Source organism: Halalkalibacter sp. HAAS-P013 (assembly GCF_056619925.1).
On the sequence record NZ_JBWQTU010000001.1, the window covers coordinates 601671 to 625918 of the forward strand.

Annotated in this window: 25 protein-coding genes and 2 pseudogenes; 8 read left to right on the forward strand and 19 right to left on the reverse strand. The window is 37.3% G+C overall.

Features of this window, described 5'->3' with window-relative positions; all coding sequences use genetic code 11:
- Nucleotides 1-74: 74 nt before the first annotated feature.
- The 9 genes and pseudogenes from AC1FXP_RS03160 to AC1FXP_RS03200 all read right to left on the reverse strand — a co-directional run.
- Entirely contained in the window at nt 75-956 is an 882-nt protein-coding gene (locus AC1FXP_RS03160) for an LSm family protein (RefSeq protein WP_480058683.1), read from the reverse strand.
- A 382-nt stretch (nt 957-1338) separates the two neighbouring features.
- The gene (locus tag AC1FXP_RS03165) at nt 1339-1539 is read right to left on the reverse strand and encodes a YwbE family protein (RefSeq protein ID WP_480058685.1); all 201 of its coding nucleotides are present in this window, start codon (nt 1537-1539) and stop codon (nt 1339-1341) included.
- A 24-nt stretch (nt 1540-1563) separates the two neighbouring features.
- Nucleotides 1564-2340: a hypothetical protein gene (locus AC1FXP_RS03170; protein WP_480058687.1), complete on the reverse strand. Its 777-nt coding sequence runs from the start codon at nt 2338-2340 to the stop codon at nt 1564-1566.
- The gene (locus tag AC1FXP_RS03175) at nt 2337-4775 is read right to left on the reverse strand and encodes a heavy metal translocating P-type ATPase (protein ID WP_480058689.1); all 2439 of its coding nucleotides are present in this window, start codon (nt 4773-4775) and stop codon (nt 2337-2339) included. Before AC1FXP_RS03175 ends, AC1FXP_RS03170 begins: the two co-directional genes overlap by 4 nt.
- 100 nt (nt 4776-4875) lie before the next feature.
- On the reverse strand, nt 4876-5082 hold the full coding sequence (copZ, locus tag AC1FXP_RS03180) for a copper chaperone CopZ (RefSeq protein ID WP_480058691.1): 207 nt from the start codon (nt 5080-5082) through the stop codon (nt 4876-4878).
- A gap of 84 nt (nt 5083-5166) precedes the next feature.
- Complete coding sequence (locus AC1FXP_RS03185) at nt 5167-5472, reverse strand: metal-sensing transcriptional repressor (protein WP_250096358.1); 306 nt, start codon at nt 5470-5472, stop codon at nt 5167-5169.
- 65 nt (nt 5473-5537) lie between these two features.
- Nucleotides 5538-6104 carry a hypothetical protein gene (locus tag AC1FXP_RS03190; protein ID WP_480058693.1) on the reverse strand — a complete coding sequence of 189 codons (567 nt, stop codon included), beginning with the start codon at nt 6102-6104 and terminating at the stop codon, nt 5538-5540.
- Between the two features lie 112 nt (nt 6105-6216).
- Entirely contained in the window at nt 6217-7014 is a 798-nt protein-coding gene (locus AC1FXP_RS03195) for a S1C family serine protease (protein WP_480058695.1), read from the reverse strand.
- Nucleotides 7015-7194: 180 nt separating this feature from the next.
- Nucleotides 7195-7328 (reverse strand): annotated as a pseudogene (locus AC1FXP_RS03200) (hydroxyacid dehydrogenase); the annotation flags it as partial.
- Between the two features lie 167 nt (nt 7329-7495).
- Between AC1FXP_RS03200 and AC1FXP_RS03205 the strand changes: the two are divergent.
- The 3 genes from AC1FXP_RS03205 to AC1FXP_RS03215 all read left to right on the forward strand — a co-directional run bounded on the left by AC1FXP_RS03205 (nt 7496) and on the right by AC1FXP_RS03215 (nt 9210).
- The gene (locus AC1FXP_RS03205) at nt 7496-7843 is read left to right on the forward strand and encodes a YojF family protein (RefSeq protein WP_480058697.1); all 348 of its coding nucleotides are present in this window, start codon (nt 7496-7498) and stop codon (nt 7841-7843) included.
- A 16-nt stretch (nt 7844-7859) separates the two neighbouring features.
- The gene (gene bshB2, locus AC1FXP_RS03210) at nt 7860-8528 is read left to right on the forward strand and encodes a bacillithiol biosynthesis deacetylase BshB2 (protein ID WP_480058699.1); all 669 of its coding nucleotides are present in this window, start codon (nt 7860-7862) and stop codon (nt 8526-8528) included.
- 160 nt (nt 8529-8688) lie between these two features.
- On the forward strand, nt 8689-9210 hold the full coding sequence (locus AC1FXP_RS03215; protein WP_480058701.1) for a hypothetical protein: 522 nt from the start codon (nt 8689-8691) through the stop codon (nt 9208-9210).
- A 454-nt stretch (nt 9211-9664) separates the two neighbouring features.
- Here AC1FXP_RS03215 and AC1FXP_RS03220 read toward each other — a convergent pair whose 3' ends face one another.
- Together AC1FXP_RS03220 and AC1FXP_RS03225 are read right to left on the reverse strand one after the other, a co-directional pair.
- Nucleotides 9665-11434 (reverse strand): right-handed parallel beta-helix repeat-containing protein, encoded by a 1770-nt coding sequence (locus AC1FXP_RS03220; protein ID WP_480058703.1) that lies wholly within the window; start codon nt 11432-11434, stop codon nt 9665-9667.
- Between the two features lie 41 nt (nt 11435-11475).
- The gene (locus AC1FXP_RS03225) at nt 11476-11997 is read right to left on the reverse strand and encodes a collagen-like protein (RefSeq protein ID WP_480058705.1); all 522 of its coding nucleotides are present in this window, start codon (nt 11995-11997) and stop codon (nt 11476-11478) included.
- A gap of 593 nt (nt 11998-12590) precedes the next feature.
- Here AC1FXP_RS03225 and AC1FXP_RS03230 point away from each other — a divergent pair.
- The 3 genes and pseudogenes from AC1FXP_RS03230 to AC1FXP_RS03240 all read left to right on the forward strand — a co-directional run bounded on the left by AC1FXP_RS03230 (nt 12591) and on the right by AC1FXP_RS03240 (nt 13477).
- Nucleotides 12591-12815: a UPF0236 family transposase-like protein gene (locus AC1FXP_RS03230; RefSeq protein ID WP_480058707.1), complete on the forward strand. Its 225-nt coding sequence runs from the start codon at nt 12591-12593 to the stop codon at nt 12813-12815.
- A 7-nt stretch (nt 12816-12822) separates the two neighbouring features.
- A pseudogene (locus AC1FXP_RS03235) lies at nt 12823-13242 on the forward strand (UPF0236 family transposase-like protein).
- A complete protein-coding gene (locus tag AC1FXP_RS03240; RefSeq protein WP_480058891.1) occupies nt 13196-13477 on the forward strand; it encodes a hypothetical protein in 282 nt (93 codons plus the stop codon). Before AC1FXP_RS03235 ends, AC1FXP_RS03240 begins: the two are co-directional and overlap by 47 nt.
- 256 nt (nt 13478-13733) lie before the next feature.
- Here the strand turns inward: AC1FXP_RS03240 and AC1FXP_RS03245 are convergent, their stop codons facing one another.
- The 4 genes from AC1FXP_RS03245 to AC1FXP_RS03260 all read right to left on the reverse strand — a co-directional run bounded on the left by AC1FXP_RS03245 (nt 13734) and on the right by AC1FXP_RS03260 (nt 17910).
- Entirely contained in the window at nt 13734-14876 is a 1143-nt protein-coding gene (locus tag AC1FXP_RS03245) for a glycosyltransferase family 2 protein (protein WP_480058709.1), read from the reverse strand.
- A 934-nt stretch (nt 14877-15810) separates the two neighbouring features.
- Nucleotides 15811-16005: a hypothetical protein gene (locus tag AC1FXP_RS03250; RefSeq protein WP_250096351.1), complete on the reverse strand. Its 195-nt coding sequence runs from the start codon at nt 16003-16005 to the stop codon at nt 15811-15813.
- Between the two features lie 484 nt (nt 16006-16489).
- Nucleotides 16490-16948, reverse strand: coding sequence for a divergent PAP2 family protein (locus AC1FXP_RS03255; RefSeq protein ID WP_480058711.1), 459 nt, complete (start codon nt 16946-16948; stop codon nt 16490-16492).
- 74 nt (nt 16949-17022) lie between these two features.
- Nucleotides 17023-17910: a DUF4349 domain-containing protein gene (locus AC1FXP_RS03260; protein ID WP_480058713.1), complete on the reverse strand. Its 888-nt coding sequence runs from the start codon at nt 17908-17910 to the stop codon at nt 17023-17025.
- A gap of 165 nt (nt 17911-18075) precedes the next feature.
- On the opposite strand from AC1FXP_RS03260, the gene AC1FXP_RS03265 reads away from it, so the two are divergent.
- Entirely contained in the window at nt 18076-19614 is a 1539-nt protein-coding gene (locus tag AC1FXP_RS03265) for a hypothetical protein (RefSeq protein WP_480058715.1), read from the forward strand.
- A gap of 186 nt (nt 19615-19800) precedes the next feature.
- Here the strand turns inward: AC1FXP_RS03265 and AC1FXP_RS03270 are convergent, their stop codons facing one another.
- The 4 genes from AC1FXP_RS03270 to recQ all read right to left on the reverse strand — a co-directional run bounded on the left by AC1FXP_RS03270 (nt 19801) and on the right by recQ (nt 23890).
- Entirely contained in the window at nt 19801-20142 is a 342-nt protein-coding gene (locus tag AC1FXP_RS03270; RefSeq protein ID WP_480058716.1) for an SCP2 sterol-binding domain-containing protein, read from the reverse strand.
- 311 nt (nt 20143-20453) lie between these two features.
- Nucleotides 20454-20792, reverse strand: coding sequence for a bacillithiol system redox-active protein YtxJ (gene ytxJ / locus AC1FXP_RS03275; protein ID WP_480058718.1), 339 nt, complete (start codon nt 20790-20792; stop codon nt 20454-20456).
- Between the two features lie 41 nt (nt 20793-20833).
- Nucleotides 20834-21679 carry a DegV family protein gene (locus tag AC1FXP_RS03280; protein ID WP_480058720.1) on the reverse strand — a complete coding sequence of 282 codons (846 nt, stop codon included), beginning with the start codon at nt 21677-21679 and terminating at the stop codon, nt 20834-20836.
- Nucleotides 21680-21778: 99 nt separating this feature from the next.
- Nucleotides 21779-23890 (reverse strand): DNA helicase RecQ, encoded by a 2112-nt coding sequence (gene recQ, locus AC1FXP_RS03285; protein WP_480058722.1) that lies wholly within the window; start codon nt 23888-23890, stop codon nt 21779-21781.
- Between the two features lie 82 nt (nt 23891-23972).
- Between recQ and AC1FXP_RS03290 the strand changes: the two genes are divergently transcribed.
- Nucleotides 23973-24236, forward strand: a complete 264-nt coding sequence (locus tag AC1FXP_RS03290) for a hypothetical protein (protein WP_480058724.1) — start codon at nt 23973-23975, stop codon at nt 24234-24236.
- The last annotated feature ends 12 nt before the right edge of the window (nt 24237-24248 follow it).

Consider the following 24248-nt stretch of genomic DNA (forward strand, 5'->3'; position numbering starts at 1 on the left):
TTCCCCTCCCCCATAAAACCCATATTTCGTCCTCTTTACATATTCTCTTTTAGTAATGCTGAATCACTTTTCTATTAATCTTTATCCTTTTTATCTTTTTTATCTTTTTTATTTTTTTTATCTTTCTTTTTGCCATTCTTGTCTTTATCTTCTTTATTTCCTTCATTGTTTTCATTCTCTGAATTCTCACTTGAACCTTGATTATTCAGTTTGATGCTGAAGTTTTTTAAATGGTAGATTGGGATCCTAAAAATTGCATTGTTTACTGCTAATAATAGGAGTTCTTCATTACTATCAACTAATAAGCCTTCAACACTCTCAGGACCGCCTTGGTTTAATTTGACCCAAGTGTATTTAACATTTTTTAGAAGATCATGAAAGTTATCTGCAGCAATATCACCATAAATTTTCATAAGGTTATCTAATTGTTGGCCATTATTTTCAACCGATTCTTCTGCGTTTTCTGCTGATTCTAAATTCCCCTCACTTTTTTCTTTCTGAGTATTAACAGCAGCACTTAGGCTTTTTATATGGCGTTTGTTGTAAAAGATCAGTCCGTCTTCATTAGTATAAAGGATCAAAAAGTCGCCATTTACTTCTAACAATGTCCCAGTTCTAGATTCAGGACCTCCTCTATCAATACAAACAAGTTGCTTTTTCATAATTTTAGCTAACTCACTTAGGTTATTTGCCTCCGTATAGTCTAACTTAGAAGTCTCTTCATCTGTGTTAGTACTGTTTGAATTTGGTGTTACTATTGAATTAAAGCGAGCCTGAGCATTTTCAGTTATACTTTTGATGTGTTCGTGAGCATAGTAAATGGTTTCCCCACTATCCGTTTGAAGAACTAAATAATCATCCTTCACATCCAATAATTTACCAACATTTGCTTCTGGCTCACCTTTATAGATTTGAATCTCTCTATTAAGTAGCTTTTCTAAATGTGCTTTTTTCAATTTTTTCCTCCCCTTTCTAATATCTAAAAATTTAATAAATGAATATCATCATCTGACTTTTGTACCTTAAGGGAGTTTGTACTTGTGACAAATTCATAGTTTATATATATGTCCTTTGAATCAAATGGTGAGTAGGTAGAATACTCATTTAATTCGAAACACCATTACCTATTTAGCACTCGTCTAACAGACTATTATTCTAAAGACTTTAGTAGAGTGATTGAGTGATTTGTTTGCTTTTTTGATATGAAAACACTTAGTAATTTCGGTCAAAAAAAAACACCCTAATACTATATAAAGAATAGATAAAAACCTATCCCCTACCTAGTAATAAGGTGTCTAACTTTTCAGCGAAAGTAGTTAAAACTACTGCTTCAATTTATTATTCTACTATTTCTTTCACTCTGCCTACTTGCCCATTCTGCAATCGAACTTTTATCCCATGCGGATGATTGGAGGATTTAGTTAACAAGTCTTTAACAACCCCCCTAGTTGTTTTTCCAGTTCTTTGATCTTGCTTTAGAACAATATCAACTTCTATTCCAGGTTGAATGTTTTTTCGCTCTTTTCCTGATTTTGTCATGATGAAACCCTCTTCTCAACTAATTTATTTCACTTCTATTATAAACGGAAAAACATAAACTTTGCCATCAGCTTTAAATTCTGCCCAAAGCTTATAAATTCCATCCTCCTCAAAGTAAGCTTCAAAAACCGTTTCTTCATTGGACTGCGGATGAACATGAATAAATGTTGAGAGATGCTCATCAACAATGACGACATGACCTAAAGCTCCCAAATACGGCTCTGCTGAAGCATTTTTCAGATCAAACTGTAATCTAGCCGATTCTCTAGCCACAAGCTCGTCATATGAAAGCTCCACTTCAATTCCTTCTACGATTTTCGTCATTTCATCTACTTGAATCTCTATATAATCATGATTATGCTGATCGAGTGGGATCGGCTCAGGTACATATACCTCGTTTACCGGCTTTATATCAACAAAGACTTGGTAATTTGTATGTTCAAGCTGCTGATTCACAACAAAGGTTCCTTCTTCTGTTTCCTCTGGATGGAGGTGAATAAACGAATCTAGATCATGACTAATTAAGATCAAATGCATGCTTTTTTCATGTGTGATGGCTAGTTCTGGGATGTCCCCAGCTTCATTCATTAACGAGATCATTAATGTGTCATCGCTGTAGGAGACATCAACAATAATCGTTGAATCACCTTTTGCATGATGAGCACGACCGTCATCGTGTGTATCATTCGGGTGGTGAGCATGATCTACCTCATCCTTAGTTCCTATTACATTGTACATACCTACTACAGCAAGTAAAATCACAATAGCGGAGAATACCCATGTACGAACTGTATTCGTCATATTGATCTCTCCATTTCTTTTTGAACAAGCTTTGTTTTTTGGAGACGAAGTGCGTTTAAAACAACAGAAACAGAACTAAATGCCATCGCAGCACCCGCTACCCAAGGGGCCAATAACCCAGCTGCTGCAATTGGAATGCCTAACGAATTATAAACGAAGGCAAAGAATAGATTTTGTTTAATGTTTACCATCGTTTTTCTGCTCATCATGATCGCATCCGCTACACTATTTAAATCTCCACGCATTAGCGTAATATCAGCTGCTTCTATCGCAACATCAGTTCCTGTACCAATTGCCATTCCGATATCAGCAACAGCTAGAGCAGGGGCATCATTTAATCCATCACCAACCATAGCAACCTTTTTTCCTTCTTGTTGTAGCCTTTCAATGACAGCACTTTTTTCTTGCGGTAGTACTTCAGCAACAACTTTTTCAATTCCAACTTGCTTTGCGATCTCCTTCGCTGTTCGTTCATTGTCACCTGTTAGCATAATGACTTCGAGGCCTAACTTAATAAGCCTTGTAATTGCCTGTTTTGACGTTTCTTTTACTGTATCAGCAACTGCCACAATTCCCTCGTAGCGACCATCGACAGCAATGAGCATGGACGTCTTTCCTTCTTTTTCAAAATCTAGCATCGTTGTATTTCCCTTTTCATAGCTGACATTCTCGTCTTCTAGTAATTTTCTCGTTCCAATTAATAGAGTATGACCATTTACATCCGCTCGAATTCCATGTCCAGGAATTGCTTCAAATTGACCTGTATGGAGTAAACTAATCTTTGCTTCTATAGCATAATGAACAATTGCTTGTGCTAATGGATGCTCTGATTTGCTTTCAGCCGAAGCAACCATTTGTAAAAGAGTAGCCTTTTCAAGAGCACCTTCAGTAAAGAAATCCGTTAACACCGGTTCGCCCTTTGTGACTGTACCCGTTTTATCAAGGACAACCGTCTCAATCGATTGCGTATTTTCAAGGTGTTCCCCACCTTTAAAAAGCAAGCCTAATTCAGCTGCACGGCCTGAACCTGCCATAATTGATGTTGGTGTGGCAAGTCCGAGAGCACAAGGACATGCAATAACAAGAATAGAGATTGTCGGAATTAAGGCAGCACCTAGGTTGCCAGGGGTAAGGATGAAATACCATACCAAAAACGAGACAATAGCAATGACAACGACAACCGGAACAAAAATTCCCGAAACTTTATCTGTCATCCGCTGAATATTGGCTTTTGAACCTTGGGCATTCTCAACGATTTTTATAATTTGAGATAAGGCCGTATCTTTTCCTACTTTTGTTGCTTCCATTGTTAACGAACCATTTTTATTCATCGTTGAACCAATGACTTCATCACCTATTTTTTTATCGACTGGGATACTTTCCCCCGTAATCATCGATTCATCTACAGCTGAATGTCCTTCAATAATCTTGCCATCTACAGGGATTTTCTCTCCTGGTTTCACAAGTAAATGATCTCCAACTTGCACATCTGATAGCGCAATAGTAACGGACTCACCATTGCGAATAACCGTTGCTGTTTTCACTTGAAGTCCTAATAACTTTTGAATCGCCTGGCTTGTTTTTCCTTTCGCCCGTGCTTCAAAAAGCTTCCCTAGCACTATAAGTGTAATGATGACAGCAGAAGTCTCAAAATATAAATCAGGCATCGCAATCCCCTGCTCCATAGCCTCAATTCCTAGATAAATACTGTAAAAGTAAGCAGCTGATGTTCCAAGGGCAACAAGGACATCCATATTCGCACTTTTGTTTCGCAGTGCTTTATATGCACCAACGTAAAACTGAGCTCCGACGATAAACTGAACAGGTGTTGCCAGAGCTAATTGTACCCAAGGATTCATAAACATCTCAGGCATCCAAATAAACGATGTAAACTCAAAATGCGTTACCATGGACCAAAATAATGGCAATGTTAAAATAGCAGCAAATAAGAATTTGCCTAGTTGGGTTTCCATTTCTTTTTGTTTTGCATCTATTTGTGTAGTCTCTTCATTTTTCTCTTCTAATCCAAATCCTAGCTTATCAACGGCCTTTTTCATTTCAGAAGTTGTAATCACTCCATCTAAATATTCGACCGTTGCTGTTTCAAGCGCTAAATTTACCGTTGCCTGTTGAACACCATGTAGACGATTCAGCTTCTTCTCAATCCGACTTGAGCAAGCAGCACAGGTCATTCCTGTCACATGAAAGTCAGCCTTTAAAACTCTCAATTCATATCCGAGTTTTTCAACTTTGTCCGTTACTTGTTTGACACTCGTTTCAGCTGTATCAAGAGTAACATTTGCTCGTTCCGTTGCCAGATTCACATTGACTGCTTGAACCCCATCCATACGCCTAATCCCTTTTTCTACTCTTGCAGAGCAAGCAGCGCAGGTCATACCTCCTATGGAAAACGTTACTTCTACCTTTGCCATCATTCTTTCCCTCCCTCTCATTGAGAAGCCCTTATATCGTACCCCTGCAGGGTATATTTTTTCACACAAGAAAACGTGCCTTTGGGGCACGTTACTTTAGGAACTAGACTACATCATACCCTTGATCTTCAATCTCTTCTTTAATTGCATCGAGTGATAAGCTACTTACTTCGTAATCTACAACGACTGTACCAGCTGCTAAGTTTACTTCAACAGAACGTACTCCATCCAGTTTTCCGACACTTCCCTCAACTGCAGATACACAATGATTGCAAGACATTCCTTTTACGTGAATTGTCGCTTTTTCCATGTTGTTCATCACCTTTTATTTGATTAGGATACACCCATCGTACCATACCCACCTAGGGTAATCAAGATAACAAAAAAATCTAAACTAAGTTTTTGTTAATCGTTCTATGACATCCATAAGCTCAGCAATTGATTCATCTCCACTGCCGCTTTTGATTGCATCAGCTACACAGTGCTTTGTATGGTTTTCCATTAACTGCAAGCTTACCTTTTTCATCGCTGCGTTAATAGCAGAAATTTGAATAAGAATGTCAACACAGTATCGATCATTTTCTACCATGTTTTGAATTCCCCTTACTTGCCCTTCAATTCGCTTTAGTCGATTCACCAACTGTTCTTTTTCACGTGAATGTCGATGATCGATTTGCTTCAGCTCAATTTTTTTTGACACGGCGAATCTCCTTTAACTTATTTTTATAATTCTACTATCATATAAAAAACAATGCTTGTCAACGACTATCCTAAAACAGAATGCTTATGATCACTTGAATCGATCTGATTTTCTGGAAAGAAAGTATCTACTTGTTCTAGAGCAAAAAAGACTAACAAAACAAGAAGAAGCACTATAAGAGGGTTTCTTAAAAAAATCACAATAACTGATTTAGATTCAGCGTGGAACATTCGAGTCGTAATTACTAAAACGATTAAACTAATCATAAATAAAAATTTTAATAGCACATCTTCTTGACCGATTGGAGACATTTCCCCTATCATTGCCCCCATCATTCCTCCCATTAATCCAGCTAGCATCCCTTCAAGTGTTGTAATTAACTGGTGAGGCAATCCGATAAAAGCACCTATTGTCATTCCAATCACAATTCCTAGAATCGTAGACTGAACAAAATCTCCTCTTAACAATAAACCCATAATAGTCCCAAATAAGATACCAGCTGTCATACCTCCGGCCATTGCTGTCATCATAAGATTCATTTGTGACTCATGACGGTTTTGTACAATCACCATATAATAGCAAAGAAAAAGAACGGTTGATGCTATAAAAAATAGAAGCAAACCAGTAGACATACATATCCTCCTATTCCTCTTTTTATTATCCTATTTCAATCGTTTAAGGAATAGTACAAGTGTTAGTATGATCTTAAAGAAAAAGCAGGCCCATCCAAATAGATGGCGCCTATTATTCATTCGTGAGTGCTTCTACCTCAACTATTTCAGCAACAATTTGTTCAATCGGAATAGCTAACCCGTGTCCCTCTTCTTGACTTCCGATCGAAGGAAGAGACCTTGCATAAACTACCCCGACCACTTCTCCTTCTTCAGATAAAACAGGGCTTCCACTATGTCCAGGGAAAATTGCATTTGAAATCTTCAACACTTGATACGGAGCATCCTCATTTAAGATTTCCCCCTCATTGACAATCTGTGTTTGGGATAGTGGACTGCCAATCACATAGATCTTCTCCTGTTCTTTTGCATCTTCCGAACGCAGTGGCAAATAAGGTACGTCATTACCATCAATTTTCAACAAAGCAACATCGAGGTCTTCCTCAGATTGAATGATTTGTGCATGAAAGATGTCGCCACTCGGAAATACGACAGCAAGCGGCTCCCGATTATGGATAACATGATGATTCGTTAATATAAACCCATCAGCTGAAATCGCAAACCCTGTCCCTCTTCCTCCGCTACCTTGAATCGTCACAACCGCTTCTTTAAAATTAGCAATGTGTTCTTGTTGACTTAATTCTTCAGACGTCCGAACTAATTCACGGGAATCAGATGAAAAAAGGTTAAACCAAATGTTGGCAACTTGCAAAATAAGAAGAATAGCAATCCCAGCACCTACTAATCGGATGAGGTTCCTCTTTGATTGTTTCATTTTTATTTCTTCTTCTGTATCCTCTTCCTCAAAAAGAAAATCCTCAGGCTTCGGGACATACTCCTCCTCTTCTTCAGACCTATAATCATCTTTCATAAGATCACCTACTCTACAACATAATAGCTGCTAACTCAACTAGTCAACTACATTAATCGGGGTCTTCGGTTCGCCACCATTTAACACGGATATAATATTATTAGCAGCCATTCCGCCATATTTCTTCTAGCTTCCACCGTCGCATTTCCAATATGCGGGGTTAAAATAACATTGTCTAATTAATTCTGCCGTTGCGTACGTTGAGACAACAGGAGTATTGGTTACATGAATCTTTTTCTTGGTAGCTGTTTCTACTTCTACATCAATATTATTAAACCCTGCACCATAGTTGCGATAATCTTTAAATCAGGTGCAGTATCCATAATTTCTTTCAACACGACACTCCATCTTTAAAATCATCTATTCCATTTTAACAAAAAAGAAAAAGAGATAACACAACTACATGACAGGCGATTCATTGGTTGTTCACCCTAATTTGCATTATACTAATAATAAAAGATTGTATACGTAGGAGGAACGCATGGAGGCTATTACAATACAGGAAGTACAGAACTTGATTAATTCATACGCTAACCAAGAAGTGTATTTACACTTAGAGACAACAAACGGTGCCTACGCTTCTCATAATGATTCATCTTTTTTCTCAGCAAGTGCCTACATAAGAAATGCAAAGATCACGTATGAGCACGGAAAAATAATCGGAGATGGTCCCTACCGAGTGGGCTTAAAGCTTGAAATCGGTTGGGTATACGCTGAAGGATTAACACATTATGAGCAAGATGAATTAGGACGTCTTCTCCTTGCCGGTCACGGAAACGATGGAAAGTTAGCCGTTGCATTAGAAATTAGCAAAACACCTTTTGAATAGAGAGGAATGAATTGAAATGAAAAAAGAACGACAGATCCTCATCATATTCCCCCATCCAGATGATGAGACATTTGGTGTTTCAGGTACGATTTCGATGCATGTTGCCAATGGAACACCGATTACATATGCTTGCTTAACCCTTGGTGAAATGGGAAGAAACCTTGGCAATCCACCATTTGCAACGAGGGAATCTCTACCAAAAATCCGAAAACAAGAATTAATTAAAGCTGCCGAGGCAATGGGAATTGATGACTTACGTATGTTAGGTTTCCGGGACAAAACCGTCGAGTTTGAAGACGACGAAGAAATGATTTTTATAATGAACAACCTAATTGAAGAGCTGAATCCTTCATTAGTCATTACCTTTTATCCTGGCTACTCCGTTCATCCCGACCATGAGGCTACGGCCCGTGCAGTCATCGAAGCTGTCAGACGGTTGGAAGAACACAAGCGCCCTACCGTTCATTGTGTCGCCTTCTCCAATGGCCATGAACAAGAACTTGGTCCGGCTGATATCGTAAACGACATCACCCCATTTGCCGAACAAAAGAAAGCAGCAATGCGAGCACATCTTTCACAAACAGAATGGATGCTCAAAGAACTTGAACCCAAATGGGAAAGCGGTGATAAAGTCGCTCTTGAATGGTTACAAACAGAGCGATTTTGGACGTATTCGTTTAAATAAACATACTTATTACATTTGAGGTACAGATCATCTTGATTTGTACCTATTTTTTATTGATTCTTAAATTAGATCTGGGTTTTAAGAACTTGCACGTTTCCCTCTCTCCCGTTATAATATATAACTTGTAAAATAGTAGTAGACTAATAGAAGAGGTGATTCGGTGCTTTTAACTAAGTTAGGGGCCGAGGAGGAGAAAAGAGACCCTGAAGAACTAGAGCAAGACTTAGAAAATTTAGAGTTTCAAATGTTCCGTATGCAAGCGAACGTCAAGGAAATTGCAAAAAAACGACAAATTTTAGGAATAGAACAAACAAAAGAAGAAAAATGGGTGATTGTGTCTATTGTAGATGATGGGCATGCATGTAAGATCATGCTAAATGACTGTGAATCCGCCTTCCGCGGAAGCTGGGACTTCTCCATTCAAGCTAAATATGAAAATCAATCAACAATTCATATCGGTGACATTAAAGGCGAAGAAAACAAAGGCTACGGCTCGATCTGCATGGATTATTTAAAAGAACATGCACAGGATCAAAACGTCCAATACATCAAAGGCGACCTCGCCAAACGGGACTGGGAGCATCTTGACAGACTCATCCATTTTTATGAGAAACATCAATTTGATGTTTGTGTTGACCACGATAATCAAAGTGGATCAATTGTTTGCGAGCCCCATTTGTAAGATGTTTTTTTTGTATTGCTAAAGGATTTCATACAGTCATAATTTAAACATTAAAAGTTGGTATCTAATAGTTCTGCTACTTCTTGTTACATCGTTATAGTTACGTAATAATTGATGCATTTTGAAAAGCCATAGCAGAAGGTATAAAAATGTCTATTAGCGCTGCTCTTTTTCAGCATCAAGGAAAAATACATTTGCAGAAGTTATTTCTTCAGTAAATTGCCGTTTAAATATGAAGTGCAGGTTAAATGATAAGTATTACTTTGTTGACATATATTTTGTGTAAAAGGACTTTAAGGACATAAATAAAGTAAGGGACTTCTCTGTGATGCATTGTCACAAGAGAACTCCCCATTTTTTAGGTTCCAAAATTTGAGTCTAAACATGCTTATCCAAAACATTTACGTCATAGGCACCTAATTATTTAATGACAGTGTAAAACCATTAATACTATTTAAAAATTCACATTATTTTGAAGGTCGAATACAGATAAACTCATAGCAACCGGAGCATTTACGCTAAAACCAACAGGAAAATCATCATCAACTGTGTCCGTTGGAGACCCCCATGGTGTTTGGATACTGAACTTGTTATTCCACACTTGAATTTGGTCATCTGATGGAACAAAGGTACCGCCAAACGTATAATCTAAATAAACAGCCAATCGACCTGGGTTTGGGTTAATGAAAATATTGTCGTCTATTAGAATCGTGTCCATTTCATTAAAATCCCCAAATGGTAAAAAGATAATAGAACTGCCGCTTCGGTCCATATGATCAATATAATTTTCCTGAATAAACAAATCTAAATTAACCGGTACGGTATTAAATAAGACATATTGAGAAAATCGTATTGAAAAATTGTTTGCGATATTAATCGTTCCACCTGCAAAATCAAATACGTTCGCTGTTTCAATAGAAAACACTCTTCTGCTAACGGGGCCTCCATTAAATCTGTTTCCATATATAAATGTGTTGCCATCAACTCTTTCTAACACTAATCCATCTCTGTTTCCATTGTGTATAATCGTGTTACCGATAAAAGAAAAATCCTCTGCTTTAATAAAGGCAGTTCGCCTTCCCCCTTCAAAAGTGTTATATCGCATTATTATATTTTGAAACATGACTCCAGGAAAACCTAACGGCGGTATATTGAATAAACAACTATCTCCAGTTGCTGCAGTTGGCCCACTCCAATGTAAATTTTCTATAATAACATTATCTGCTCTAATAGATAAGAACCCTGTTGGAGGTATCGGAGCAAGAACAAATTCTACTTCCGTTAACCTTGCTGAAATACCTCTTAATGTTAGAGGTCGGTCTATAATTAAGGGAGAGTTCAGAGTATATTGCCCTGGTGAAAGCTGAATCGTGTCCCCAGGACTTGCAGCTGCGATTGCTAAAGGAATGGTCGGATAATCAATGCCTTGATTCAAGTTGCGAATACGGTTTGAAATGATGGTTACGTTTTCCCCAATCGTTATAAAATCATATTCTTGATTTTGATTCAACTCTATAACTGCTCCTGGTGATTCAGATTCTAGCCTTACAGCAGTCGTTCTTACAATTGGTGGGAACCCGCTTAGATCATATGTTCCAGGAGTAACTTGAATCGTGCTAATCATTTCGTTTTCTAATGCAGCTAGTAATTCTGCATCAGTGAATACTGTGGCAACGGTTTGTGCACCTAACTTCTGAATGAATACAGATGCCGTAGTATTAGATTGGCTCCCCCCTGCCGGTGTTTGTAAGGTAACCGGCAAAATGGGAATGTTATCGAAATATCTTAAAGTAAGAACGGCCGGAACCTCCGAAATCGTGATGATCGCTTGCCCGTTATTTTGTTGGTTATTATTATCGGTGCCATAAATGACCTCTTGTATCGGGCTTCCATTTAGAAAAAGAGCAAATTGATTGATGGTTGCACCTGTGACAGAGAAAAGAAGAGCGTAGTCTCCTTCTTCTTCAATTGTAATTTCATCTGACCCTGGACTATGAGAAATTCCTCCAAATATAGGTCCATTATTGGAAAATTGGATATTTTCACCTGGAGAAACGACCTGAGTATTTAAATTATAAATATATCCATGGTCTGATGAAAAACCTGGTGGGCCTTCTGGGCCTGGTGGTCCTGGTGGTCCTGGTGGGCCTGGTGGGCCTTCTGGGCCTGGTGGGCCTTCTGGGCCTAGCGACCCTTGGGAACTCGTTATACTTCTTTTACTCAAATTAGTTCACCTCCAAAATTCGATACTTTCATATAATCTAGCTACAATCTTTGAATGAAAATAGAAGCCGTTACATTTGCTTCTATTCCTCCAGCCAAAGTCTCAAGGTCAATCGTTTCATCAGATATATGGTTACGCAAAGTAATAGTTGACGGCTCAAGAACCGAAATAATGACAACTCCATTGTTTTGTTGATTTTCATCAGCTGAACCATATAATGAGCCTTCTACTAGCATATTATTATTAAGAAATAGCGCGAATTGATTAGACTGCTCTCCTGTTACTGAAAAAATTACTTTGTAATTACCAGGAGTGTTTATTTCTATTTCTGCATCCCCAGGTGTATGACCGATTCCTCCAAATAAAGTTCCATTAGTATCAAACGTAACATCATTTCCAACAGGTACGCTTTGAGCAGTAGATTGATAAATGTAACCGTAATCAGTAGAAGCAGCCGTACCTGCTGGTCCTGCTGGTCCTGCTGGTCCTGCTGGCCCTGGTGGCCCTGGTGGCCCTGGTGGTCCCGGTGGTCCCGGTGGCCCCGGCGGACAGATTATTCCCATATTTCCCCCTCCTTCCTTATCTTTGGTAATATTATATTTATAAATCAAAAAGTAGAAACGGCTTATAAACCCTGTTATATACCCGAAAAAATAATACTACTATTCTCAATTTCATTTTTTAGATCTGTAAATATTTCTTTAGGAATATTGATACTGGATTCAACCTTATTAAATTGCAGTTTTTTCACTCATTCTTTTTCACTTTACATATATCCCCTCATATTCATCACACTTTTATTGTGTGTGATTGCAATATCCCCAATAAGAGAAATTAATATACTAGTAACTAAAAATTCTCTGCTTATAGACTCATTATCTCCTTTATCAATTCCATTTGTATTACAAAATAAGAGAGAAGTTAACCTAATATCTAGTTACTTCAAAAAATATTAGAGTCAAGTAGTATATTTTGGGTATGAGTAAAATGTTTGTGGGAGAAGAAATAACCTCCTCAACCAGGTAATGGAAGTCCATTACCTGGTTGAGGAGGCCACCAAGCGAAAGCGCGGTAGGGTTTAAGTAAAATACATGAGAAAGGGTCTCTCCTTGGTAGAATCATAGTCGACGAAAACCCGATTCAAAGGAGAAACCCCATGCAAAAGAATAACACAGAATATCCAACTTTAAAAGAACTTGAACAGCTAGTCTGGAAGAAGTTACAGGAAACCTTCTCAAGTGTGATGACCTCCATGCCAGAGGCATATGACGAAGAAATTGTTCAACAACGTGATAAGCAACGCTTCCATTATAAAGATAAACGGCCTCTAAAAATAGACAGTTTATTTAGAGACCTTTCTCATGGAGACGTTCGCCTATGATCCAGCGGTGCATCAACTTGTCATCAATGGGGATGGAGCGACTTGGATTACCGGTTGTCGAGACTATTTTCAAAGACGAGCCTTCTTCACGATTGATCGTTTTCATGTGGCACGTGACATCAGAAGACTGTTTCGAGATCACAGGCGTTATCGAGCTATGCAGAAAGCCCTCGCAAAGTACGATGGAGAAACACTTATAACAGAGCTCAACAGTGCGGTGGGAACACTTGAGACAGAAGCGAAAGAAGAGCGTTTAGAGGCGTTGATTCATCAGCTTGAACAATCCCCCGAAGCATTGGGAGATTACAGAGAATGACTGAAAGATCAGGGGATCGCTCCGACAGGGTTCCGCCCGATGGGAAGTGCTGAGGGAACCATGAGTGTCTTTGCGGAGCGTCTCAAAAATAGACGAAGTTGGGGGGGATAAAGGCGCTAGTGCCATGATGACAGCGATGGTTGCGTTGATGGATAAAGTCCCTCTCAAAACACTGATTTTACGCGTTGAAAAATGGACAGAGCCAAAGGAAGAACGTCCTCCAAAGCACTTTGTGAAGAAGGTCGAGAGTACGATTGGTGAAGCGACACGTAACAACATCATCTATCTCAAACACAGAGCTTACATTCCAGTTTACAGAGCGTTGAAAGACTTGAAAGGCTTTTAAAACAGTAAGATTCTAGACAGAGGAGAACCATAAAATCATGAATTCGCTTACACCTATGAGGGTGGAAAATACCCCTCCCACAAAAGGTTGACACAATTCTGTTTTGGGACCATCTTGACAGACTCATCCATTTTTATGATAAGCATAATTTTTGAGGTTAACCACGAAAACTACAGTGGATCTATTGTTTGGCAACCCCATTGGTAAGATGGGGTTATTTATATTGTGTTTGTACCTATTTTTAATAGACTTTAATTCACTTCAAATCGTCCTTTGGTAAATGATCTTTTTGTACCAAGTTAGGTTTTTTCAAATCTTTTAACGAGTAAAACGTACCTCTCCAATAAACACCACCGTCTTTTAAAACAGAAAAGGTAGATAAAAATAATGTATAAATGTAACACAATAGCATAAAAGGCAATGCAAAAAACTCTTCCCAAGAACTATTCGAAAGTTTTTTGATACATATTCCATAGAGTATAAACAAAAGTATTATTGATGAAGCGTGTAAAATAAACGCCCATCCATTAAATAAAAGTATGCCGATAAATGGGTAAATACCTAGTAAAAAAAGCAGGGATGCTAGACCGATAACATTACCAATTTTATATCCGACCGAACCAAAAAAATTTTTCTTAAAACCTTTTATTGCATGCTTTAAGCTTGGATACCATTCTACCTCGATTAACTCTTTTCCTACGACGAAATGTTGATTACACTGAACGTCATTCGCTTTTCTTCCAAGTTCGATATCATCAATTGGCTGTAGAGGAAATGAGTCATGTGTTCCTAATTTTTCATAAACATTTCTTCTGATTAAGTTAAAGGCACCAACACCAACACCCTTTCCTTTTTTACCTTTGACATATACTTTCCAAGGTTCAATAAACATGCTAAAAACAAGTAGGAAAACATGAATAAACACCCTCAATTCAAAACGACGACAAATGATACGAGGTAACATAGCCATATGATCCACATTGTTTTCAACGACATAATTCATAACTTTCGAGATAGTGTCTTTCTTGAAGGTAATATCTGCATCTGAGAAAATTAGGTAGTCCCCAGAAGAATGGAGATAACCTTGATACAAGGCATGATTTTTACCTAACCAACCATCTGGTAAGCTTTGAATATGAAGGGTTCGAAAGGTAATTCCTTCTATATTCACTAAATTTTCTTTTATGTGTTCTATTTTTTCTCCCGTATCGTCGGTCGAACGATCATTAACAATAATAATCTCCAAATTTTTATAGGTTTGTTCCAGTAGGTAACGAATGGTTTTTTCTATATGCTCGCCCTCTTCTTTTGCTGCAATAATAACCGAAACAGCGGGTCCCTTTTTTAAAACACCTGCAGCTTCAGTTAAATTAGGAATAGTTCTAAGACCTTTTGTCATTTTGAACAAAAACGTTGTGATGACCCAAAAAGAAAGAATAGATAGTGCTGATATAATAATTAGTAACCACTCCTTGTTTTGATGCCACTTCTATCATTTGAAAACTTATTCACAATCCCATTTCTTTTACTATGTTAACTTTTATTCATTTGAATTTCATAATTTCATTGAAAGAAATTAGTGTTGTCCTCAGAAAAATTGATATCCCTCTTATATTATCTTTTAAGTGAATTATACCATAGGAAGATTAAGTAGAAAGATAAGTAATACTAATCTCAAGTGTAGTTACGAAAGTCTCTAGAGTAATACCACACACCATGTTCCCAAAATTTTCTTCACTTACCCCTTTCTGTTGTACCCTATAAAAATTTCAGATTTTATAGGCTTTTTAAACTATCACTTCCAATATTAATGAAACTTTTAATGGAATGATTTTATTCACAGACAAAAGCAGTTATCTTCCTTGTGACTGCCTTCCTCTTCTTTGTTTCCAAATATATTAATCTCTTGTAATTTCTCTTCCTATTTTAAGTAATAACGAATAGAACTTGCAGCATCAGTGAACATACCAAAGACCAAAACGTCCAATACATGAAAGGCGACCTCGCCAAACGTGACTTTGACCACCTTGACAGACTCATCCATTTTTATGAAAAGCATAAATTTGATATTGAGGTTAACCACGAAAACTACAGTGGATCAATTGTTTGCGAGCCCCATTGGTAAGATGGTTTTTTTGTTTTTTGTAGTGGTCACGATATAGTCACAACAGAAGCATTGAATTATTTAGCTACTTCTACTTGCCTGATTAAAGTAGGATGTCCATAAAAACCAAAAGTAGTTTGATGTCTGGTCTACCTGTTGATTACATTTATTCAGTTAAAAGAGATCGTTCTAATTCTTAGTACATTAAAAGCCACTCACAAGGAGTGACTTACTTTAAAAATAGACTAATTGTACCCTCAGAGAACTCGACCTTTATATTCTTAATTAACTTATCCTCACCTTTAAAAAGCATTTTTTCACCTTTATGAAATTTACCATCCCAGTTAGGCATTTCCTTTTCTAGTTCTTCGCCACTTGCTGTCCTAACTAAGTTATCGTCAATGTAAAAATTAATAGTACACATTTATGTATCATCCCCCTTTACCTAACTTAATTCGGCATAAGGAGACAGTTTCCTCCTTTATAAATATGAAAAAACAACCAAAAATGAATTCCCACCAAACTGGAAATTATCCTGCTCAATTTTATAGTAGCTGTGCACCCCCCTATTTTCGTGTACAGCTGCAATTATTTTCAAATACTGTATACACCTTACGTTTAAGTTAAAACATAAGAAAGAAAGTTAAAATAAACGGCTCATAAAAAGGTGAAAAATTATGTATGGGAAAAACCAAAAAGACAATATCCCAATGTTTGACAAATATAGCATTATTGGGTTGATAGGGATCATTACGGTTTTTTATTTATCTTGGCTCGCTCATAATTTGATGGTACCTTAATATAGGTAAAGAAGGCACTGTAATAGAATTTGTCAATGCCTTCTTTTTCCCCTGTCTCAAAAGCCAGGAACAGAGGTAATCCCAAAGGAAAAAATAAACCTTTATTGCCTACTTACCAGTTAACATATATCCAAGCGTGCCAGTTACGATTCCTAAAAGCGCGCCTCCTAGTACCTCTTCAGGCATATGCCCAAGACGCTCTCTTAACTTTTTACTTTGATCCCTGCTTTTGTGTGGGTCATGCAATCCAGTTAAACGGTTTACTTCTTCACTCATATCATTTACTTTTATTGTTAATTCACCTGTTTGTCTACGAATCCCCTGTGCATCATACATAACAATTAAGCCAAACACAGTAGACAAAGCAAAGTCAACTGAAGAAATGCCACGTTCAAGGGCAACAAAAGTAGCTAATGCCGTTACCCCAGCTGAATGGGAACTCGGCATCCCACCTGTTTCAAATAACAAACCTGTATCCCACTTCCCTGTTTTTGCTTTGTGTATAGGTATTTTTAATGATTGGGCAATTCCGATTGTTGTTAGCGCAGTTACCATTGGTCGATTCATCTAGTTCACCTCATCTATATCGTTTGAATTGAAGCAAAAAGTATGCACTTGGCAGCCTGCAACAATCTTGTTTTTTAATCCGTCGTTTGATCGTGGTTTTTCCTTTTCCTTTTGTAATATGTGATGATGATTAAAATAAGAATCATACTTGGTACAAAAACTGGGCTTAAACCAATGAAAAAGACTACAATTGCTGAACTTGCTAGTAAAGCTACATTAGTTGTATCAATAAACAGTTTTTTTGACCGTTCCCACGTATTCAATTCGTCTCCTTGAATACTTGATGTTCCAATCGAAACCTCATTAATTGTAATGGTTATTGTCGAAAGTTCAACTTGATTTTCTAGGAACAGCTTTCTTCCCGTCATATGCTCGATTTCTCCTTGAACTTTCGCTAAATCGTTTGAGATCTTTAATAAATTTTCAGTATTATCAGCCTGTTCCATAAACCCTAACAGTCGCTCTTCCACTACACGCTTGGCTTTTAACCGGGATTCTAAATCAATGTACTCTTCGGTTACGTCATTGCCATGTGTGCTTTGTTCAACGATTTTGACATCTGTCGTTCCTATATATTCGATAAACGGGTGGAAATCTTGCTTCGGCACACGAAGGACAACGCTCCCAAATAGGTTGCCATCAGCCCCTTCATGATGATGTGATTCAACAACATAGCCGCCTAACTGATCAGTCCTTTCTTGGATCTCGTCTCTTGCTAAATAGAAGTCTTTCACTTCTAAAGTCAAATATCCTTGATAAATGACCATGCGCTCTTCTGCTTTTGTACTTACTTGATTCAGTACTTCACTATCCATATTCATGCTTTCGGTAGGAGTTGCTACTTCTGCTTCTTCAAATACTTGGTCACTAACAGCCAAATCATTTACCTCTTCCTGACTACTACACGCACTAATAACCAATACTAAAAAAACAATTCCAAGGAAACCCTTTATTTTTTTCATTATACACCTCCAGAATCTACACATAGGACGACTGGAACTGCTAAATGGTTTCAACTTGGTTAATTTACTATTCTGTTAAATTCGTGTATAGGCTTACAAAAGTTTACTCCCCGCACCGTTATGAGGTAAGCTTTAAAAGCAAAAAATAAATAAGGAGTTACTATCATGGAAATTATTGATCAAATTGCTCATTTACAAGTATTAAATCAATTTTGGATTTTGCTCTTTTTCCTTGTTCCTATGGTACTAATATCAAGAACAATCGTAGCCGGTACAAGATTTTCTCCTGTACTTATTATTGTTATCTTTGGCTTATTGCTTGGTTTTCTTTTAGTTACTGTCGGAATCGCTACACCTGGTTTAGTTGAGTTTCCATTTGTTGATTTAATGGCTCGTACGACCATTATTGCTCTAACGGTATCTTTCTTTGTTGGAGGACAGGAGTTACGAAAGATTCTAAGTAAGAAGGAACTTGAAGTCTCTGACATTGTCGTTCCCTCAGATGAAGAAACAATTCTTGGAACAACACGCACTCAATTCTTTTACATTGTTCGAGCATTCTTCTTATTACTTGGGATCGAAGGGTTTACCAGAATGACCTTACTAGGACAAGCAGCTGAAGGACTTGCTGTTTATAATCCTCTCATTGCCTACATTGGCCTTATTATCGCTGTAATATTAATCGATAATAAAGCTACCATAAAAAATAAGCATTTGTATATTCGGAAAGGTTTGGTAGAACTTGGTTTAATCATTGTCGTTTTGCTTATTTCCTTTTACATTGCTCAGGCATTCGTTTCCATTATTGCGTTACCGCAAATCTTTTTCGCTATGATGATTTCAGCTGCCCTCGGTGCGTTTTTCCACAATTGGACATTTGGTCCAACTATACGTGCCCTACTTTTTGCCGGGATTCCGGTTGTACTTGCTGCAAACTTTATGGTTGGAGGGTCTCGCATTGGTGATGCCTTTGAAATTCAAGGGATGAATTCTGTATTAGCGTACGGATTTTTCGGACAGCTTTTTTGGATGTTTGGGGGAATTTCCTTAATTATGCTTATTGCTAAAACAGCAAATACGCGAAACTTAGCACCTGGTATGGCTGGTTCTCTTTCTCATTCTGGTTTAACAGGAGCTTGTACTGCAGGAGATTTCGGAAAAGTTGCGGCTCAACGTGCACCAATTATGATTAATATTCCTTTCTTTGGTCATGTGTTTGTATTTTCAGTTCTTGCAATCAGTGCTGAGCGCGGCTCTCTTTGGATTGGACCTTCTTCCATCATTGTATCAATTGGAGTCGGACTAACGATTTTAGCTCTCTTAAATTTACGTAAAGCCAATGGGGATGATCGAAAAGAAGTAAAAGCTCTTATGCAATTTTCATTTGGTTGGCAAATTTGTGCCGTTTTTGGGGGATTAGCGCTTTTAAGCTTTAGTACAATGTCTTTTGAATATACAGCTATGGCACAAACATCAGCTATTTCTCATTTTGGCTTATTTGCTGCCATTCAAGGTGAAATGTTTGGTGCTGATGCAGCTTTACTCATTCCTTTTATCTTTTCTATGCCATTTTTAGTACACCCACTTGTTTTCTATATGTTCGGAAAAGCTATGGAAAGAGATGGAGAAATGCCAATTAAGCCCGTTTATATTTTATCAGTTGTTGGCGTTGTTGGCATATCTTACGCATTACTTTTCACTTAACATCTAGAAGGCTGTCACAATAGGTCAAAGAGCAGACCTTTTGAAAGATTTGCAATGGCACACTCGCCGCGCGCCTGTTATGAGAAACCCACTCATATCCGGCTTAAAAGATTGCGACGGCTTAGCTCATTGCTTCGAGGCTGTCACAATAGGTCAAAGAGCAGACCTTTTGTGACAGCCTCTCAGTTATACTGTTTGATACACTCGCACAATTTCTTGTAGCTTTAATGCCAATCCTATCTTTCCATCTACTTTTACCTTCCCGGTCATAAATGCAACTGTAGTGTTCAGTTCATCTGCTAACAACTTCAAGAAATCTTTTTCTGAAAATTGCAATGTAACATCAGGTTCCTCTTTTTGACTTTCATGTAAATATGCTTTGCCTTCTCTTAGTACAACTTGAAACGTACCAACATCCTTTAAATCAAATTGGAACACACGGTCCTTCTCGTTACTAATATACTCAGGATGATTATTCATTTTTCTAATCAACTCTCTTAGTTCCCCGTCCGCCTTCATTCTCATCATCCTCCTATCACTCTTCTTCCTTAATTTATTCACTAATTTTGTAAGCGATTCCTTTTTTATTTTAGCGAATAAGATCGATTCATTCTAGAAAAAGTAAAACCATGTAGAAAGCGCAGAAAAAGGCATTGTTCCCTTTTCCGTTTCAATACTATCACCAAGGGAGGTATTTGGTTTGGACACGATGAGAATTTTACAATATGTATGTACGTTTCTTGGAACTGGTTGTTTAATTTTCACTTATATTCAAATGGCTAAAACAAGTCAAAAAAAGAAGAGTGACTCATAGTTACCTATGTTGTCACTCTTTTTCCTTATTCGTTAATAGCTTTTTCAATCGCTCTCTTTGTGATGGACCAATGTGAATCAACCCACGTTATTTCCTGGTCTTTTATGAGGAAACATTGAGGTGATTCATGTTTGATACCTGTTTCTTCTGCAATGGCATTAGATACAGGGCGTTGTTCAATCACTTTTACTAAAGCATAACTAAATTCATTCTCTGCTCCTTTTTGAAAAGCTTGAAATTCTTTAAATGCTTCAGCACTAATTGGACAAGTAGTACTATGCTTTAATAATAGAACCGGCTTGTCTCCAGATGATTGATAAATCTCTTTCCAGTCGTCAATACTAAGTAGTTCACGAATACTCATAAATTTCTTTCATCCTTCCCATTTAATTGAATGATATATATTTATTCTTTGTCTGAATAATACATAAGTGCAATTGCCCCAGGACCTGTATGTGTACTAATAATAGGAGACGTTTCTGTAATTGTCACAGGGATTTGTTTCAGTTGCAAAGCATCTTTCAATTTATTTGCAAGTGATTCCGCCTCAATATGAGCAATCCCCACTGCCTTTACCTTTAATGACGATGTTTCCTCGATGAATTGTTTCTTAAAATACTCAATCATTTGCATATGAGTACGAACTTTATTCACAGGTGTATACACGCCCTCAGCCAGAGAAGCAATTGGCTTGATTTTCAGAATGGATCCAAGCAATGCTTTGCCTCGTCCAATTCTACCACCTTTTACTAAATATTCTAATGTATCAACCATTAAATATAAAGAAGTTTGCTCACGAACTTCTTCTATCCTGCCAACAATTTCTTCTACACTATGTCCAGCGCTAGCCATCTTTGCTGCTTCAATCACTTGAAAAGCTAATGCATGAGAGATGAACAGTGAATTAATAACCGTTACATTTTTTCCGATCATTTCCGCTGCTGTTCTAGCAGAATTAAATGTACCACTCATCCCTTCCGTAAGATGAATTGAAATGATGTGTGTTGTATCAGGTTCGGCTAATAACCGACGATATGTCTCCTCAAAATAACCAACAGAAGGTTGCGAACTTTTAGGAAGCTCCTCAGATGAAGTCAATAATTTCACAAAATCACTTTTTGTAATATCGATCCCATCTAAATAGGTTTGTCCATTCACTGAAATTGATAATGGGACTACCTCAATTCCATATGCTTGAATTAGATCTTCCGTTAAATCAGAAGTTGAATCTGTTACGATCTTAATTGTCATTTCTACATTCCCCTTTTATAGCTTCATCACATCTTCTAGAAAAAATTAACTTAGATTGCCTATTCTAACTCATCATATCATGAAACTATATACCAGTAATTACTTTCCTAAAGTGAAGCGAATTTCCTGATACGTGATATGGTCTGGGAGTTTTTCTTTGATTGGTTTAAGAAATTCGGTTCCTACCTCTTCTGCTACTTCATTTATAAGGAGGCGATGTTCTTCCTTTACATATTGAGCTAATTGTAACTCTAATCCCTCTTGTTCGGCACGAATTAAGTGTTTAACAATTGTCTGCTCCGTTACAGAAAAGGCTTCAACTAACTGCTCGATCGATTCACCTTCTTTAAAACGTTTTGCTGTTTCCAAATATTGACCTTTTTTGGAAGAGCCGCTGCTTTTTCTCAATTTTCTTTCACTTATTAAGGGCTGATTATTTTTAAATTGTAATAATACCTCCAAAAAAGCTTGTCCATACTTTTCTTTTTTTTGTTCACCGACACCAGAAATTTCAGACAACTCATCCAGCGTTACTGGTATATATTTGCTCATTTCTTTTAAGGTGCGATCTGAAAAGATCATATATGGAGGTATGTTACTTTCAGTAGAGAGCTGCTTACGCAATTGACGTAATGCTTCAAAGACGTCATCTTGTTCTTCTGGCTCTGACGGCGCTAACGTTTCAGTGATAAAAAGTTGTTCCTCCCCTTTTAATACTGCCAACGTTTTCTCTGTTAATTGGATAGTTGGATATGAAGTTCCTGTTGCTCGTAAATATTCTTCAGCCATTAAAATGTCAATAAATTCAGATACATCTTTTTGAGTCCAATCCTTCATTAAGCCATATGTTGATACATCGTTTAACTGTAATTGTTTAATTTTTTGATTCGATGATCCGACTAAAATTTGAGCAATCATCGTTTTTCCGAAACGTTCTCTCACTCGTTTAACTGTTGAAAAAACCATCTGTGCTTCTTTCGTTCGATCTACCTTCTCACCTGTTTGAACACAGTTCGAACACTTTCCACAAGTCTTATTAGTATCTTCACCAAAATAATGTAAAATATATTGTTGCAAACAACGTTCTGTATGACAAAATCCAGTCATTTGCTGCAATTTTTTATATTCCATTTCCTGTCTGTCGTTTGTACGATCAGATTGTTCAATTAAGAAGGATTGTGTCCTGACATCTTGTGGACTAAAAAGCAGCACACAATTACTTGCTTCTCCATCACGTCCAGCTCTTCCTGCTTCTTGATAGTAAGCCTCAATCGTCCTTGGTAAATTATAATGAAGAATATACCGTACATTTGACTTATCTATACCCATTCCAAAGGCATTCGTTGCAACAATAATTTTAGCTTCATCATGTATGAAAGCCTCTTGATTAGCTGAGCGCTGACTTTCAGACATCCCTCCATGATAGCAAGCAACATCAAGACCTTTTGAACTCAGTACATCAAAAATTTGCTCAACTTCTTTTCGTGTTGATGCATAGATAATTCCCGATTCATTCTTTCTTGCTGCTAAGAAGGAAGACATAAACTTTTGTTTGCTTACTCCCTTTTTTACTTGGAATGTTAAATTCGTTCTTTCAAAGCCAGTTGTAATTACATTTTGTTCATCGATATGTAAAAATTGTTGTAAGTCAAAACAAACTTGCTTTGTAGCGGTTGCCGTTAATGCCAAGACTGTAACTCTTTGAGATAACTCATCAAGCCATGATGAAATAGATAAATAACTTGGCCTGAAATCATGCCCCCATTGAGACATACAATGTGCCTCGTCAATGGCTACTAACGAGATAGTTATCTTCTCAAGCAAATGTTGAAAAGAAGGATGATTCAACCTCTCAGGAGCAACATAGACAAGTTTGTAATGACCTTCCTTAATACGCGATTGCCGCACCCTTTCTTCACTTGCACTTAATGTGCTATTTAAATACGTCGCAGGTATATTCAGTTCATTTAATGCATCAACCTGATCTTTCATTAATGAAATGAGCGGAGAGATCACGAGTGTAATTCCAGGCAAAACTAATGCAGGAATTTGATAACAAAGTGATTTTCCTCCTCCAGTCGGCATGATACCAATTGTATCAATGCCATTTAACACTTGTTCGATAATGACCCTTTGTCCATCTCTGAACTGATCATATCCATATATCGATTTCAACTTTTCCTGCGCTAACTGCAGTTTATTTTTCTCCATCAAAAGTTCCTCTTTTCTATTTTTGAATGAGAAAGTGATCGTTGGACACTTTATAAATTAATAACACTTCGAGGTGATATCAATGAATATGACTTTAAAACAAAAAAATACATTCTGTTTAATTATTGTTTCATTAATAATGTTTGCACCTATTTTCATTATGTTATTTACAGGTGAACGATTCGTATCAGCGATTCGTTTGTTTCCTTTAGACTTTTCACTTTATTTCGCTGTACTTTTAGGAGCAATTATTGTGAACTACTCAATGCGTTCCACGAAATTACTCACAATTACGATGCTCGCAACAATAGCTGGATTAGCCGTTTATTTCTTCTGGTATATATAACACACTATTCCA

Excerpts from the sequence above, each read along its gene's own strand:
- AC1FXP_RS03165 (WP_480058685.1), bottom strand. The coding sequence starts at position 1,539 with ATGACAAAATCAGGAAAAGAGCGAAAAAACATTCAACCTGGAATAGAA.
- AC1FXP_RS03170 (WP_480058687.1), bottom strand. The coding sequence starts at position 2,340 with ATGACGAATACAGTTCGTACATGGGTATTCTCCGCTATTGTGATTTTA.
- AC1FXP_RS03175 (WP_480058689.1), bottom strand. The coding sequence starts at position 4,775 with ATGATGGCAAAGGTAGAAGTAACGTTTTCCATAGGAGGTATGACCTGC.
- copZ (WP_480058691.1), bottom strand. The coding sequence starts at position 5,082 with ATGGAAAAAGCGACAATTCACGTAAAAGGAATGTCTTGCAATCATTGT.
- AC1FXP_RS03190 (WP_480058693.1), bottom strand. The coding sequence starts at position 6,104 with ATGTCTACTGGTTTGCTTCTATTTTTTATAGCATCAACCGTTCTTTTT.
- AC1FXP_RS03195 (WP_480058695.1), bottom strand. The coding sequence starts at position 7,014 with ATGAAAGATGATTATAGGTCTGAAGAAGAGGAGGAGTATGTCCCGAAG.
- AC1FXP_RS03205 (WP_480058697.1), top strand. The coding sequence starts at position 7,496 with ATGGAGGCTATTACAATACAGGAAGTACAGAACTTGATTAATTCATAC.
- bshB2 (WP_480058699.1), top strand. The coding sequence starts at position 7,860 with ATGAAAAAAGAACGACAGATCCTCATCATATTCCCCCATCCAGATGAT.
- AC1FXP_RS03225 (WP_480058705.1), bottom strand. The coding sequence starts at position 11,997 with ATGGGAATAATCTGTCCGCCGGGGCCACCGGGACCACCGGGACCACCA.
- AC1FXP_RS03230 (WP_480058707.1), top strand. The coding sequence starts at position 12,591 with ATGCAAAAGAATAACACAGAATATCCAACTTTAAAAGAACTTGAACAG.
- AC1FXP_RS03245 (WP_480058709.1), bottom strand. The coding sequence starts at position 14,876 with ATGACAAAAGGTCTTAGAACTATTCCTAATTTAACTGAAGCTGCAGGT.
- AC1FXP_RS03250 (WP_250096351.1), bottom strand. The coding sequence starts at position 16,005 with ATGTGTACTATTAATTTTTACATTGACGATAACTTAGTTAGGACAGCA.
- AC1FXP_RS03255 (WP_480058711.1), bottom strand. The coding sequence starts at position 16,948 with ATGAATCGACCAATGGTAACTGCGCTAACAACAATCGGAATTGCCCAA.
- AC1FXP_RS03260 (WP_480058713.1), bottom strand. The coding sequence starts at position 17,910 with ATGAAAAAAATAAAGGGTTTCCTTGGAATTGTTTTTTTAGTATTGGTT.
- AC1FXP_RS03265 (WP_480058715.1), top strand. The coding sequence starts at position 18,076 with ATGGAAATTATTGATCAAATTGCTCATTTACAAGTATTAAATCAATTT.
- AC1FXP_RS03270 (WP_480058716.1), bottom strand. The coding sequence starts at position 20,142 with ATGATGAGAATGAAGGCGGACGGGGAACTAAGAGAGTTGATTAGAAAA.
- ytxJ (WP_480058718.1), bottom strand. The coding sequence starts at position 20,792 with ATGAGTATTCGTGAACTACTTAGTATTGACGACTGGAAAGAGATTTAT.
- AC1FXP_RS03280 (WP_480058720.1), bottom strand. The coding sequence starts at position 21,679 with ATGACAATTAAGATCGTAACAGATTCAACTTCTGATTTAACGGAAGAT.
- recQ (WP_480058722.1), bottom strand. The coding sequence starts at position 23,890 with ATGGAGAAAAATAAACTGCAGTTAGCGCAGGAAAAGTTGAAATCGATA.
- AC1FXP_RS03290 (WP_480058724.1), top strand. The coding sequence starts at position 23,973 with ATGAATATGACTTTAAAACAAAAAAATACATTCTGTTTAATTATTGTT.